Origin of the sequence: Pasteurella oralis (assembly GCF_002850605.1) — a bacterium.
Taxonomy (GTDB): domain Bacteria; phylum Pseudomonadota; class Gammaproteobacteria; order Enterobacterales; family Pasteurellaceae; genus Pasteurella; species Pasteurella oralis.
In genome coordinates this window covers 313,881-327,957 of sequence record NZ_NXGB01000003.1, presented here as the reverse complement: position 1 = coordinate 327,957, position 14,077 = coordinate 313,881, and the positions used below count along the sequence as shown (strand labels likewise).

Below are 14,077 nucleotides of genomic sequence, written 5' to 3'. Positions count from 1 at the left end.
TTTAATCCTTAAACACGTGCTTTATTTAATAAGAAATGTGCTAATGTTTGCACACCAATACCTGTTGCGCCAACTGCCCATACATCACTTGCTGTTTTACGGTAGGTTGCTGAACAATCAATATGCAACCAATTTTGTTGGTAATTTTTGACAAAGTAAGACAAAAATGCTGTTGCAGTACTTGCTCCAGCACCAACTGGTACAGTCCCTATGTTAGCAATATCAGCAAAAGCAGTACTAATTTGTGAACGATGTAATTCAGCGAAAGGCAAACGCCAGAAAGGCTCTTGTTCTGCACGTGCTGAAGTAAATAAAGCTTCGACTAATTTATCATCCATAGACAGCACTGAGTGATAGTCATTACCAACTGCCATTTTTGCTGCACCAGTTAAAGTGGCACAATCAACAATCACTTGTGGTTGCTGCTCATCAGCCTCAATTAAACCATCAGCCAATACCAAACGCCCTTCCGCATCTGTATTTAAAATTTCAGCTGTTACACCATTACGATAAGTAATAATATCGCCTAATTTAAAAGCATTACTACTCACCAAATTTTCTGCACAACATAAATATAACTTAACACGTTGTTGCAAACCACGTGCAATAGCTAACCCCAATGCTCCAGTAACAAGTGCTGCCCCACCCATATCAGTACGCATGGTGCTCATACCTTCGCTTGGTTTGATGCTATACCCGCCACTATCAAAAGTAATCCCTTTACCGACTAAACAAGCAAGAACTGGTGCATCTACTTTACCTGTTGGATTAAAATCTAATTGCAACATTGCTGGTGGATTTGCCGAACCTCGTCCTACATGCCAAATACCTTGGTAATTCTTCGCTCTTAATTCTTCACCAGAAATAATCGTAAAACTTACCGCACTTTTATCTGCATATTCTTCTGCTTGCTGTTCAATGAATTCAGCCGCACGTTTTGCTAATACAAGAGGCGTAATAATTTCTGCCGGTGAATTAATAATTTCACGTACAAAATCGCCACATTCAATACGTGCCAATAACTCTGCTTGTGGCTCATCATCAAGATGTGGGAACGCCAATACATAATCTTGTTTTGCAGTATAAAAGCCTTGATAAAACGCCCAACAACTCTCTAAATCCCAGTTTTCACCAACTAATTCTACATCTTTAATTCCTTGATTACGTAATTTACGTGCTGCTTTTTGTACTAAAGTGCGGTCAATATTGGCAGAAATATGAATGATGGCTTGATCATGATGAAAACTCAGTAGTGCATTTTTCCCCCAAACTTCACTTGCAGCTTGAGTTGATAGGCTAATTTGCATTGGCATAAAACATCCTTTTATTACATGAATTGTGATAACAAAAATAAAGTGCGTTTCACTATACCAGTTTTTACGCACTTTAGTATCCAATTATAAAAATATCTTTAACATTTCTGTGAAAAATAATTCACATACCATTCAACTGTTCTTCGTAAACCAACTGCAAAAGAAATTTCAGGTTTCCACCCTAATTCAGTATAAATCTTACTTGTTTCCATCGCATAACGTACATCATGACCAGGACGGTCAGTCACAAAAGTAATCAGCCGATTAAAATCATCAATATCAGCGAGATCAATTGAAAAATCAGACAATTTTCCCCTTTCGTTTAAGTGATTTAATATGTAACAAATCTCAGTCACAACACAAAAATTCGTTCGTTCATCTTGTGCTGCAATATTATAAGTTTGACCCACTTGCCCTTGGGTCAAGACTAAATAGAGTGCTTTAACATGATCATCGACAAATAACCAATCTCGCCGCTGCTGTCCGTTCCCATATAGCGTCAAAGGTCTTGCATGTAATGCTTGTTGAAGCATAAATGGAATCAATTTTTCAGCATGTTGATAAGGACCATAATTATTTGAGCTAGTCGTCACTAATATAGGTAAACCATAAGTACGCTGCCAAGCACGAACTAAATGATCACTTGCTGCCTTCGAAGCAGAATAAGGACTACTTGGACAATAAGCTGAAGTCTCTGTAAATGCAGACTCATCTAGATTTAAATCACCAAATACCTCATCTGTGGAAATATGGTGAAAACGGAAATTCGCTTTTTTAGATTCAGGCAAAGTTTCCCAATAACCTCGTGTAACTTCTAGTAAGCGATAAGTACCAACAATATTCGCTTGGATAAATGCCTCAGCACCAGCAATGGAACGATCCACATGACTTTCTGCTGCTAAATGCATCACACAGTCAGGTTGATATTGCTGAAAAATACGCTTCATATTCTTGTCATCATTGATATCAACTTGTTCAAAAAAATAACGTGGCTGTTCAGCTGCTATTTTTAAAGCATCAAGATTGCTCGCATAAGTCAATTTATCTACATTAATCACCCAATCTTGCGTTTGAGCCAGAATATAGCGAATTAACGCTGAACCAATAAAACCAGCACCACCTGTGATTAAAATTTTTTTCATTACTTTTATTCTTTTATTTTAAGAGCTACTATTCACAGTAGCTTATCTTACCTTGTTCTTGAAACCAATATAATAAAAACTTTCCTGAACAAGACAAAAACTGTATAATTCGCGAGTATTTATTAAAAAGATTCCGCCAACTTAATCAGTGCGGTAAACATTTGTAGTTTATTCAGAGGAACCAATGGCAAAAGAAGATTGCATTGAAATGCAAGGGACAATTTTAGAAACCTTGCCAAACACGATGTTTCGTGTTGAATTAGAAAATGGTCATATTGTGACCGCTCATATTTCTGGCAAAATGCGTAAAAACTATATTCGCATTTTGACTGGTGATAAAGTAACTATTGAAATGACACCATATGACTTAAATAAAGGGCGTATTATTTTCCGTAGTCGTTAATCAATAGTCACTAAAAAGCACTGATGATTAGTGCTTTTTTAATGCTAATAAAAAACCACTTTTAAAAAGTGGTTTTTAGTTTCTAGTTTGTACTTAAATCAATATTGGCTTGAAGGCGACGTCGAATCAATACATTAAATCCTCTCATTAACAAAAGTAATAGAGATAAAGCATAAATTGGTAGATTGCCTAAAACAGAATAAGGTGTTTTACCTTCTGTTGGGCTTATGTGATAGGTTAATGTCGTTTCAACAAATTGTGGTGCTTGCGCCACAATTTTACCCTGTTCATCAATAAATACACTAATGCCTGTATTCGTTGCGCGAATAACTGGTTTTCCGAGTTCTAATGCTCGCATTCTCGCCATCTGCAAATGCTGCCAAGGACCAATTGAATCACCAAACCATGCATCATTTGAAACTGTTAAAATAAAATCTGTTTCTTTTTGCATATTTTGGCGTAGCTGTTCACCTAAAATAATTTCATAGCAAATCGCAGCAGTGAAATGCTGATTTTTCACTTGTAATGGCGATTGTACCTCATCACCAGCTTGAAAAGCAGACATTGGTAAATTAAATACGTTACCGAGTGGGCGCAAGATCATTTCTAAGGGCACATACTCACCAAAAGGTACAAGATGATGCTTATTGTAACGATTTGCCGTGTCAAGTGAATAAGACTGAGTTTTATTACCTAATGTGACAATCGAGTTAAATAGCTTATCTTGTATTTCATCTTGATATACTGTACCAACGATCACTTCTGTACCGCTTTGATAAGCTAATTCTTGTAATCCTTTAAAAAAAGGCTGAATACGATTTTCTAATACAGGCAATGCAGATTCAGGCAAAATAATAACATCTGTTTTACCTAAGTGTCGCGCGATTAACTTGTGGTAAATATCTAAGGTTTTATAAAGATAATCAGGATCCCATTTCAAATTTTGTTCAATATTGCCTTGTGCTAAAGTTACTTTAAGTCCTTTCTCTTTCACTTGCTTCACATAATTTATTTGTGATGTATAAGCACTCAAACTACTCACTACGACCAGTAACGCAACATTAATCAGAGCAACATTTAATTTTCTTGGTTGATGAAGTAATGCAGTAATAATGCTAAAGATGATTGCACTGACCCACATAACAAAGAAAGTGACACCCGTCACACCAAATAAAGGTGCTAAATGGGCAAATGGACTATCAATTTGGCTATAACCAAATTGTAACCATGGAAACCCCGTAAAAATCCAGCCTCGTAGAAACTCTGTAAAAGTCCAGATCACAGGGTACATTGCTAGGCTGTTAACTTGAAAACGGCGTACTAAATAGGCAAAAAGTACAGGATAGAGCGCGAGATATGCGGCTAACACAACAACAAGTAGATAACTCACAATGAGAGGCGTTCCTCCAAAGTGATGTATGCTCACATGTAACCAATTCACGCCAAAGGTAAAGAAAGCTACCCCCCACCAAAATGCTCCCCAAAGTGCGGTCCGTTTTTCAGCAGTTTTCACAACAAAAATCAAGCCCAGTAAAGCGATATAAGCAAATCCCCAATAATCAAAAGGAGAAAATGCGAAAACACCCATTGCCCCAGAAATAATTGCGATTAAATAAACCCAAATATGTTTCTTCATTTTGTTCCAAATAATTAAGCACGAGTAAAAACTCGTGCTAATTGTTAAACTCATTAACGATTAATCTTCTTTCGCTTCTTCCGCTTTCACAATCTCGGCTAATTGTTCATCCGTAACAGTCACACGCAATTGAATAAGCCGGCGGCTATCAGCTGAAGTCACTTTAAAATTAATACCTTCCAGAGTAATATCTTCACCGCGCTTCGGTAAATAACCGAAAGCTTGCATTACCACACCACCGATAGTATCCACTTCTTCATCGGCAAAATGCGTATTAAATTGTTGATTAAAATCTTCGATGTCTGTTAATGCGCGTACTGCGTAAGTATGGCGCGAAAGCTGACGTACATTGACAATTTCTTCTTCATCAAATTCATCTTCAATATCACCAACAATTTGCTCAAGAATATCTTCAATAGTCACTAAGCCAGATACTGCACCAAACTCATCTACGACAATAGCCATATGAAAACGTTCAGAACGAAAATCTTTCAACATCCGATCAACACGCTTACTTTCTGGCACAATTACCGCAGGGCGAAGTAATGGCATTAAATCAAACTCTTCAGCATTAGAGCGTAAAAACTTGAGTAAATCCTTAGCATGTAAAATCCCCGCAATATTATCTCGCTCATCGGCAATCACAGGAAAACGAGAGTGAGCAGATTCAATAATCGTATCAAGACAAGAATCGAGATTTTGATCAGTTTGAATAAACACAATTTGTGAACGAGGAATCATGATGTCACGTACTCGTAATTCGGCGATTTCCATCACGCCTTCAATCATCTCTCGTGTATCCTGATCAATAAGATCATTTTGTTCTGAATCACGAATAACTTCAACAAGCTCCTCGCGATTCTTTAGCTCCCCTTGGAAAAAACGCCCAAATAAAGATTGAAAAAAACTTTTCTTTTGCAAATGTTCAGTTTGATTAGTATTCGAGTGGTCTTCGTTTATCATAAAAATTTGAATAAGTTTCCGTCAACATTGACCGTTGAAAATTAACATATTTCCTCAATAATAGCAAAAAAAAGCCCCTAGACAGTGGGGCAAAACAACAATTCGCATTGATTATTATAATGTTATAAAAATTGAAATTGTGTCCAGTGATGATATTTCTCATTTGCGCGACTTATTCCTCCTAACTGCCACCATTCTGGATGATTAGGTGTATCTGGTAATGCCTGTGTTTCTAACGCTATACCTGCATAGTCAGTATAAACTCCAGCAAAGCGATTTGGCGTTCCAGCAAGAAAGTTACCTGTATACACTTGTAGTGCTGGCTGCGAAGTCGATACTCGTAAACTCAGTGAACCATCTTGTGCTGTTAAAATCGCACACATTTCCTCTTTATTGTCGCCCAATAAGAAAGCATGATCGTAGCCTTTTACTAATAATTGCTCATCTTGTAAAAAATCTTGTGCAATTTGCTTCATCTGCCGAAAATCAAAGCTTGTTTGTTGCACAGACTTTAATGGTGCATTCGGTATACCTGCTTGATCAACAGGCAAATACTGAGCAGCATTTAACTGCAAATGATGGTTACGAATATCACAACCATAATCTGCATCATTTAAATTAAAATAAGCATGGTTCGTTAAATTTAACGGTGTATCTTGATCCGCTTTAGCATCAAACGTAATTTCAACACAATTGCTCTCAGTCAATGTATAAGTCACGGCAACCTCAACATTTCCAGGAAAACCTTGATCACCATCAGTAGAATACAACATAAAACTCACAAAATTCTGACCGCACTTAACCAACTGCCAACGTTGCCGATCAAAGCTATGCAAACCACCATGCAATTGATGTTTTCCCTGATTCTGACTCAATTGGAAAGATTTGCCATTTAGCTCAAACTGCCCCTGTGCAATACGATTTGCATAACGCCCAACAGTCACCCCTAAATAAGCTTGCTGTACGAGATAATCTTCTAATTGACAGCCTAATAATACTTCGCGTAATTGATTTTTAACGGGCACTTTGCAAGATATCCATGTTGCGCCCCAATCCATCATTTGAATGGACATACCATGACTATTTGTTAAAGTGAAGACCTGAAATGGCAAGCCATCTGGCGCATTTCCTTGTGCAGTTTGAATCAACATACAGCCACTCCTTGCGATGCTGTACATACATAAAAATCTTCTTTTAAACCCGTGTGTTTTTCATAGTTATCTGCAATGATTTGACGCACAGCCTCTACTTTTTCAATTGGTGCAACAGCAACAATACAACCACCAAAACCGCCACCAGTCATTCGAGCGCCCCCAGCATTACCAATGGCAACTTGCGCAAGTTCAACTAAATAATCGATTTGTGGTACAGTAATCTCAAAATCATCACGCATTGAAGCATGAGACTGTGCCATTAATTCACCTAATAATGTGAGATTACCAGCTTGTAATGCTTTAACTGCATCTAGCACGCGCTGGTTTTCTGTCACGACATGACGAGCACGTTTAGCCACTTCTGGATCAAGTGCAGTCAATTCTGCTTCTTTTTGCTTAAATTGTTTAATGGAAACATCGCGTAACGCTTTTACTCCAAAAAATTGAGCAGCCTTTTCACATTGTTGACGACGGGTATTATATTCACCTGCGACTAAGTCATGTTTCACATGAGAATTGACAATCATTACCGCAATATTCTCAGGAATAGGCGTAGGGATAGTCTCTAAACTACGACAATCGATCATTAATAAATGATCTTTTTGACCTAGTGCTGAAATCAACTGATCCATATTGCCACATTGACAACCCACAAATTGATTTTCGGCTTGTTGTCCAATCAAGGCGATTTCAGTATTAGTCAACGCTAAATTTGCTAACTGTTGACAGAATTTACCCACTGCCACTTCTAATGATGCAGATGAACTCAAACCAGCAGATAAAGGAACATTACCTGAAATCACTAGATTTGCACCGCACTTAAATTCTGGACAGCACTGTTGAATAAATTTCACAACACCACGTACATAACCAGTCCACTTTTTACTTAATTCTGGTTCAATTGGTTGGGCTAAATCAAATTCATCCCATTGGGCAAGATCAGCTGCAAACACTTTAAAAATGCTGTCTTCGCGCGCTTGCCCGCTAATTGCTGTACCATAATTAATCGCACAAGGCATGACAAAACCATCGTTATAATCTGTATGTTCACCAATAATATTCACTCGTCCTGGCGCATAAACATTTAAAGTCGGTTCAGTATTAAATTTTTGTTGGAATAAAGTTTGAGCTGATTGCTGTGGTGTCATTTCATATTCCTTTTTTATTGTTCTTTTACAGAGTTCTTAATTCTATTTAAGGGTATTCAACCCCAGTTAACATAATGCTTTTATTTTTGTTTATAATGTACTTCACTTAATATGCGCAATCGTTCTGCTGCCTGCTCCGCAGTTAAATCACGCTGCGACTCGCCTAACATTTCATAACCCACCATAAATTTACGTACCGTCGCAGAACGTAATAAAGGCGGATAAAAATGCGCATGTAATTGCCAATGATCATTACTTTCACCATTAAATGGCGCAGCATGAAATCCCATTGAATAAGGGAAAGAGGTTTCAAACAGATTGTCGTATTTTGTTGTTAACTTTTTCAATGCTAGAGCTAAGTCTTGTGACTGTTCTTCATCTAATTCTGTTAGACGTTTAACTTGTGTTTTAGGCAACAATAAAATTTCAAATGGCCAAACTGCCCAATAAGGCACGACAGCTAACCAATGTGTTGTTTCAACCACAATTCGCTCTTTTAACTCTAACTCACGCTTAGCATAATCAACTAACATGACTGAACCATATTTTTCTAGATAAGCACGTTGCGTCTGATCTTCATGTGCCACTTCATTTGGTAAAAAACTATTCGCCCAAATTTGACCATGCGGATGGGGATTTGAACAGCCCATGGCTGCCCCTTTGTTTTCAAAAATTTGTACCCATTGATATTTTTTACCCAATTCAGCTAACTGATCTTGCCAGACTTTAACCACATCCACAATTTCCGAGACTGTTAATAATGGTAAGGTTTTGTTATGATCTGGCGAAAAGCAGATAACGCGACTTTCGCCTTGTGCTTTTGAAATTTGAAATAAAGGATCTGTCGTTTTTTCTGGGTTAGGTGTATCTTCTAATAACGCAGAAAAGTCATTTTTAAACACGAAAGGCCTTTGGTAATCTGGGTTTTGTTCGCCTGTAATCCGCTTATTATTCGGGCATAAATAACAACTTGGATCATGACTTGGCTTTTCATCCTCTGCAACTTTCTCTTGTTGTCCTTGCCACGGACGTTTAGCACGGTGTGGCGATACAAGCACCCATTGATCAGTTAATGGATTATAACGACGATGTGGGTGATCGGTTGGTTCAAATAGTTGATGACTCATCTTTTATACTCCCAATAACTGAAAACGGTTACATTTTGTTATTTGTATAAGATAACAAATTACCAAAAATAAACTGTTAACTAGATCACAAAATCAATAAATCTCAACAGATTTGCCGTTATTTTTGTGATTTAGTTGTCAAATTCAAAGGTAAGCGTTTTCAAACATAACAAAAATTTTATATGATGAGATTAAGTTGTTCTCAAAGGAAAGGTCATATTAATTATGGTTACTATTCATGATGTAGCACAACACGCAGGCGTTTCTGTCGCCACCGTGTCTCGCGTGCTCAACAACCACCCTTCTGCCAGTGCCAAAGCTCGCTTAGCAGTACAAGCGGCAGTAGAAAAATTAGGTTATCAACCTAACGCAAATGCACAAGCTCTTGCAATGAAAAATACTGATACTATCGGTGTCGTTGTCACCGATGTGACCGACTCCTTTTTTGCTATACTGGTTAAAGCTGTTGATAAAGTCGCTGAAGAATATAAGAAAACAATTTTGATTGGGATTGGTTACCACAATGCAGAAAAAGAAGCTATTGATACATTATTACGTAAACGCTGTAGCTGCCTTGTTGTTCACTCCAAGGCACTGAGTGATGAAATACTTAGCCAATATTTAGCAAAAGTACCAGGCATGGTCATCATTAATCGCATTGTGCAAGGCTATGAACACCGTTGCGTTAGTTTAGATAATGAAAAAGGCACCTTTGTCGCCACAGAAACCTTAATTAAATTAGGACACTGTAAAATTGGCTATATTGGTTCAAATCACTACATTAGTGATGAAGTGGAAAGAAAACAAGGTTATCTCGCGGCACTCAAACATTATCATATCCCGATCATTGAACATGCGATTACTCATAGTTCACCTGACTTTGAAGGTGGAGAAGAAGCCATGATAAATCTATTAAGTTATAACTCCGATCTCACTGCCGTAGTGGCTTATAATGACTCAATGGCAGCAGGAGCAATTTCAGTGTTAAGTGAAAACAACATTAACGTACCAAAACAATGTTCTATTATTGGTTTTGATGATATGCCTATTGCGCGTTATCTTATTCCTAAATTAACGACTATTCGCTATCCGATTGATTTAATGGCAACTTACGCTGCCAAATTAGCGCTCAGTTTAGTTGATCAAGAAGTCAAAGCACCAACCCACATTCAATTTAATCCAACACTGGTAAGGCGTTTTTCCGTAGAACAAAAATAGCCATGTGGATTCATTAGCTATGAAAACGTAAACATTTTCATTTAACCATATAAAAAGTGCGGTGAAATTTCATAAGATTTCACCGCACTTTTTGCATTTATTGAAAAGAAAACAAATAAAAAATGTGATCAATCTAACACTTTCATTAGTCAATTGTAATCGTTTTCACAAATGTGAGTGAGATCACAGTCTTGAACACTATTTTCCAGTATCATGCCAACCAGTTATCTAGGCAAAGTGGGTTAAAAAGCAAAAAGATAACAACATCCATTAGTCCCAAACAGGAGAGTTATTATGAAAAAAACCGTATTAAGCGCAGTAGCTTTAGCAGTAGGTCTAGGTGTTGCTGCCTCAGCAGCTCAAGCAGCAGATCGCATTGGTGTAACCATTTACAAATATGACGATAACTTCATGTCACTAATGCGTAAAGAAATTAATAAAGAAGCTGAACAATTTAAAGATATTGAGTTATTAATGAATGACTCACAAAATGCACAAGCCGTACAAAATGACCAAGTTGATGGATTGATTTCTAAAGGTGTAAAAGCATTAGCAATTAACTTAGTTGACCCTGCTGCTGCACCAACTATTATCGGTAAAGCAAAACCTGATGACATTCCTGTTGTATTCTTCAATAAAGATCCTGGTGCAAAAGCAATTGGTAGCTATGAACATGCTTACTATGTAGGTACTGATCCGAAAGAATCAGGTTTAATCCAAGGTTCATTAATTGCTAAACATTGGAAAGCAAACCCTGATTATGACTTAAATAAAGATGGCAAAATTCAATATGTATTGTTAAAAGGTGAGCCAGGTCACCCAGATGCAGAAGCACGTACTAAATTTGTTATCGAAGAATTAAATAATAAAGGTATTCAAACTGAACAATTATTTATCGATACAGGGATGTGGGACGCTGCTTTAGCAAAAGATAAAATGGATGCTTGGCTATCAAGCTCTAAAGCAAGTCAAATTGAAGTTATCATCGCTAACAACGATGGTATGGCAATGGGTGCATTAGAAGCCACAAAAGCACATGGTAAAAAATTACCAATCTTTGGTGTTGACGCATTACCAGAAGTACTACAGTTAATCAAAAAAGGCGAAATTGCAGGAACTGTATTAAACGATGGTGTTAACCAAGGTAAAGCCGTTGTCCAATTAACAAATAATCTTGCAAAAGGTAAACCAGCTACTGAAGGAACAAAATGGCAATTAAAAGACCGTGTGGTACGTATTCCTTACGTTGGTGTCGACGCTGATAATTTAGGCGATTTCTTAAAATAATAATCTATAACAATAAGTTGTAACTCTCGGGGAGGTAAACCCTCCCCTCTTTTTTATGTGAGGTTGGATATGACCACTCAAATTCCAAATCAAGACAGTGAAATACTGCTCACAATGACTAATGTCTGTAAATCCTTTCCTGGCGTTAAAGCATTAGATAATGCCAATCTTACTGTTCGCTCTCATTCTGTACACGCATTAATGGGTGAAAATGGCGCAGGTAAATCAACATTACTTAAATGTTTATTCGGTATTTACAGTAAAGACGAAGGCGATATCCTGTTCTTAGATAAACCAGTCAATTTTAAAACATCAAAAGAGGCCTTAGAAAACGGAATCTCTATGGTACACCAAGAGCTTAATTTGGTGAAGCAAACCACCGTTATGGACAATCTATGGCTTGGTCGCTACCCATTAAAAGCAGGCTTCGTCGATCATGGAAAAATGTACCGTGACACGAAAGCAATCTTTGAAGAATTAGATATCGATATCGATCCAAAAGAAAAAGTGGCAAAGCTTTCTGTGTCACAAATGCAAATGATCGAAATCGCTAAAGCATTTTCTTATGATGCCAAAATCGTGATTATGGATGAACCAACTTCCTCTCTATCTGAAAAAGAAGTAGAACATCTATTTAAAATCATTGCAAAACTCAAACAGCGTGGTTGTGGCATCATTTATATTTCGCACAAAATGGACGAAATCTTCAAAATTTGTGATGAAATTACGATTTTACGTGATGGCAAATGGATTAATACCGTTGAAGTAAAAAACAGCACGATGGATCAAATTGTGTCTATGATGGTTGGACGTGAATTAACTCAACGCTTCCCACCGAAAACCAATGAACCAAAAGAGACGATCTTAACTGTAGAAAATCTAACCGCACTTAACCAACCCTCTATTCAAGATGTTAGTTTTGAACTGCGTAAAGGTGAAGTATTAGGTATTGCAGGGCTTGTTGGGGCTAAACGTACTGATATCGTTGAAACAATTTTTGGTGTACGTGAACGCAAATCAGGTGTCATTAAACTACATGATAAGGAAGTGAAAAATCGTAATGCCTTTGAAGCAATTAATAATGGTTTTGCTTTAGTCACCGAAGAACGCCGCTCTACTGGAATTTATGCCAATCTCAGCATTGAATTTAATTCCTTGATTTCTAATATGAAATCTTACATTAGTAAGCTTGGTTTGCTCAGTAACGCGAAAATGAAAAGCGATACTCAATGGGTAATTGATTCAATGAATGTGAAAACACCTTCACACAAAACGAATATTGGTTCCTTATCTGGAGGTAACCAGCAAAAAGTGATTATTGGTCGCTGGTTACTAACTCAACCTGAGATTTTAATGTTAGATGAACCAACTCGTGGTATTGATATTGGTGCGAAATATGAAATTTACCAACTCATCATGGAATTGGCAAAAAAAGATAAAGGTATCATTATGATTTCTTCTGAAATGCCAGAATTATTAGGAGTAACAGACCGTATTCTCGTGATGAGTAATGGTAAAGTAGCAGGTATTGTTAATACAGCAGAAACCTCACAAGAAGAAATTTTACAACTCGCTGCAAAATATTTATAAAGCACAGAATTAAGGAAATAATTATGGCTGCGTTAAAACAAAATAAATCCCTTGATTTCTTTAAACAAAATGCAATTTACTTTGTATTGTTGATTCTCTTAGGGATCATCATTGTTCAAGATCCAACGTTCTTAAACTTAAGAAACTTTAGTAATATTTTAACTCAATCCTCCGTGCGCTTAATCATTGCTTTAGGGGTTGCAGGCTTGTTAGTCACACAAGGAACCGACTTATCCGCAGGTCGCCAAGTTGGTTTAGCTGCGGTAATTTCTGCAACGTTATTACAGGCGATGGATAACTTTAACCGCGTTTTTCCAGATCTCCCAGAATTGCCAATTCCGGTGGTTATCTTAACTGTATGTGCAATTGGTGCCATCATTGGTCTAGTGAATGGTTTGGTTATTGCTTACTTAAATGTCACGCCATTTATTGCCACTATGGGGACAATGATCATTGTGTATGGGATTAACTCGCTTTACTATGATGCTGTCGGAGGCTCGCCAATTGCAGGTTTTAACGAAACATTCTCTGCTTTTGCACAAGGTTTCTTTAAATTTGGTACATTTAAACTATCTTACATCACTATCTATGCGGCTATCGCCACCTTCTTAGTGTGGATTCTTTGGAATAAGACACGTTTTGGTAAAAACATCTTTGCTATTGGTGGTAACCCAGAAGCTGCACGTGTATCTGGTGTCAACGTAGCACGTAACTTAGTTGTCATCTACATGATCGCAGGTATGTTCTATGGCTTTGGTGGTATGTTAGAAGCAGGTCGTATCGGTTCTGCCACTAACAACTTAGGTTTCATGTATGAGTTAGATGCTATTGCAGCTTGTGTGGTTGGTGGTGTGTCATTTGCGGGCGGTGTAGGTACTGTCATCGGTGTAGTGACTGGGGTAATTATCTTCACTGTAATCAACTATGGTTTAACCTACATCGGTGTTAATCCGTACTGGCAATATATCATCAAAGGTAGCATTATCATTCTTGCCGTTGCTATCGACTCTCTCAAATACGCGAAGAAAAAATAAAAAGACGTATAGCACTAGCAACAAAAAGGCGATTGTTACAATTGCCTTTCTTTTTTAGTGCC

General features: G+C 37.4%; 12 protein-coding genes. 5 read left to right on the top strand and 7 right to left on the bottom strand.

Annotated elements, in window-relative coordinates; translation table 11 throughout:
• Nucleotides 1-8: 8 nt before the first annotated feature.
• Together pepB and rfbB are read right to left on the bottom strand one after the other, a co-directional pair.
• Nucleotides 9-1,307, bottom strand: a complete 1,299-nt coding sequence (gene pepB / locus C0975_RS05760; RefSeq protein WP_101775463.1) for an aminopeptidase PepB — start codon at nucleotides 1,305-1,307, stop codon at nucleotides 9-11.
• A 104-nt stretch (nucleotides 1,308-1,411) separates the two neighbouring features.
• The gene (rfbB, locus tag C0975_RS05755) at nucleotides 1,412-2,455 is read right to left on the bottom strand and encodes a dTDP-glucose 4,6-dehydratase (RefSeq protein ID WP_101775438.1); all 1,044 of its coding nucleotides are present in this window, start codon (nucleotides 2,453-2,455) and stop codon (nucleotides 1,412-1,414) included.
• A gap of 184 nt (nucleotides 2,456-2,639) precedes the next feature.
• Between rfbB and infA the strand changes: the two genes are divergently transcribed.
• Nucleotides 2,640-2,858, top strand: a complete 219-nt coding sequence (gene infA, locus C0975_RS05750) for a translation initiation factor IF-1 (protein ID WP_101775437.1) — start codon at nucleotides 2,640-2,642, stop codon at nucleotides 2,856-2,858.
• A gap of 82 nt (nucleotides 2,859-2,940) precedes the next feature.
• Here infA and lnt read toward each other — a convergent pair whose 3' ends face one another.
• The 5 genes from lnt to galT all read right to left on the bottom strand — a co-directional run bounded on the left by lnt (nucleotide 2,941) and on the right by galT (nucleotide 8,886).
• Nucleotides 2,941-4,494 carry an apolipoprotein N-acyltransferase gene (lnt, locus tag C0975_RS05745; protein WP_101775436.1) on the bottom strand — a complete coding sequence of 518 codons (1,554 nt, stop codon included), beginning with the start codon at nucleotides 4,492-4,494 and terminating at the stop codon, nucleotides 2,941-2,943.
• Between the two features lie 60 nt (nucleotides 4,495-4,554).
• Complete coding sequence (gene corC, locus C0975_RS05740; protein ID WP_101775435.1) at nucleotides 4,555-5,457, bottom strand: CNNM family magnesium/cobalt transport protein CorC; 903 nt, start codon at nucleotides 5,455-5,457, stop codon at nucleotides 4,555-4,557.
• 122 nt (nucleotides 5,458-5,579) lie between these two features.
• Nucleotides 5,580-6,608: a galactose-1-epimerase gene (galM, locus tag C0975_RS05735; protein ID WP_101775434.1), complete on the bottom strand. Its 1,029-nt coding sequence runs from the start codon at nucleotides 6,606-6,608 to the stop codon at nucleotides 5,580-5,582.
• Entirely contained in the window at nucleotides 6,602-7,759 is a 1,158-nt protein-coding gene (gene galK, locus C0975_RS05730) for a galactokinase (RefSeq protein WP_101775433.1), read from the bottom strand. The genes galM and galK overlap by 7 nt, the downstream gene beginning before the upstream one ends.
• Before the next feature lie 80 nt (nucleotides 7,760-7,839).
• A complete protein-coding gene (gene galT, locus C0975_RS05725) occupies nucleotides 7,840-8,886 on the bottom strand; it encodes a galactose-1-phosphate uridylyltransferase (RefSeq protein WP_101775432.1) in 1,047 nt (348 codons plus the stop codon).
• A gap of 225 nt (nucleotides 8,887-9,111) precedes the next feature.
• On the opposite strand from galT, the gene C0975_RS05720 reads away from it, so the two are divergent.
• The 4 genes from C0975_RS05720 (at nucleotide 9,112) to mglC (ending at nucleotide 14,015) form a co-directional block, all read left to right on the top strand.
• Complete coding sequence (locus C0975_RS05720; RefSeq protein ID WP_101775431.1) at nucleotides 9,112-10,104, top strand: substrate-binding domain-containing protein; 993 nt, start codon at nucleotides 9,112-9,114, stop codon at nucleotides 10,102-10,104.
• A 294-nt stretch (nucleotides 10,105-10,398) separates the two neighbouring features.
• Nucleotides 10,399-11,391, top strand: a complete 993-nt coding sequence (gene mglB / locus C0975_RS05715) for a galactose/glucose ABC transporter substrate-binding protein MglB (RefSeq protein WP_101775430.1) — start codon at nucleotides 10,399-10,401, stop codon at nucleotides 11,389-11,391.
• A 69-nt stretch (nucleotides 11,392-11,460) separates the two neighbouring features.
• Entirely contained in the window at nucleotides 11,461-12,981 is a 1,521-nt protein-coding gene (mglA, locus tag C0975_RS05710) for a galactose/methyl galactoside ABC transporter ATP-binding protein MglA (protein ID WP_101775429.1), read from the top strand.
• A 23-nt stretch (nucleotides 12,982-13,004) separates the two neighbouring features.
• On the top strand, nucleotides 13,005-14,015 hold the full coding sequence (gene mglC, locus C0975_RS05705; RefSeq protein WP_101775428.1) for a galactose/methyl galactoside ABC transporter permease MglC: 1,011 nt from the start codon (nucleotides 13,005-13,007) through the stop codon (nucleotides 14,013-14,015).
• The last annotated feature ends 62 nt before the right edge of the window (nucleotides 14,016-14,077 follow it).

Excerpts from the sequence above, each read along its gene's own strand:
- pepB (WP_101775463.1), bottom strand. The coding sequence starts at position 1,307 with ATGCAAATTAGCCTATCAACTCAAGCTGCAAGTGAAGTTTGGGGGAAA.
- rfbB (WP_101775438.1), bottom strand. The coding sequence starts at position 2,455 with ATGAAAAAAATTTTAATCACAGGTGGTGCTGGTTTTATTGGTTCAGCG.
- infA (WP_101775437.1), top strand. The coding sequence starts at position 2,640 with ATGGCAAAAGAAGATTGCATTGAAATGCAAGGGACAATTTTAGAAACC.
- lnt (WP_101775436.1), bottom strand. The coding sequence starts at position 4,494 with ATGAAGAAACATATTTGGGTTTATTTAATCGCAATTATTTCTGGGGCA.
- corC (WP_101775435.1), bottom strand. The coding sequence starts at position 5,457 with ATGATAAACGAAGACCACTCGAATACTAATCAAACTGAACATTTGCAA.
- galM (WP_101775434.1), bottom strand. The coding sequence starts at position 6,608 with ATGTTGATTCAAACTGCACAAGGAAATGCGCCAGATGGCTTGCCATTT.
- galK (WP_101775433.1), bottom strand. The coding sequence starts at position 7,759 with ATGACACCACAGCAATCAGCTCAAACTTTATTCCAACAAAAATTTAAT.
- galT (WP_101775432.1), bottom strand. The coding sequence starts at position 8,886 with ATGAGTCATCAACTATTTGAACCAACCGATCACCCACATCGTCGTTAT.
- C0975_RS05720 (WP_101775431.1), top strand. The coding sequence starts at position 9,112 with ATGGTTACTATTCATGATGTAGCACAACACGCAGGCGTTTCTGTCGCC.
- mglB (WP_101775430.1), top strand. The coding sequence starts at position 10,399 with ATGAAAAAAACCGTATTAAGCGCAGTAGCTTTAGCAGTAGGTCTAGGT.
- mglA (WP_101775429.1), top strand. The coding sequence starts at position 11,461 with ATGACCACTCAAATTCCAAATCAAGACAGTGAAATACTGCTCACAATG.
- mglC (WP_101775428.1), top strand. The coding sequence starts at position 13,005 with ATGGCTGCGTTAAAACAAAATAAATCCCTTGATTTCTTTAAACAAAAT.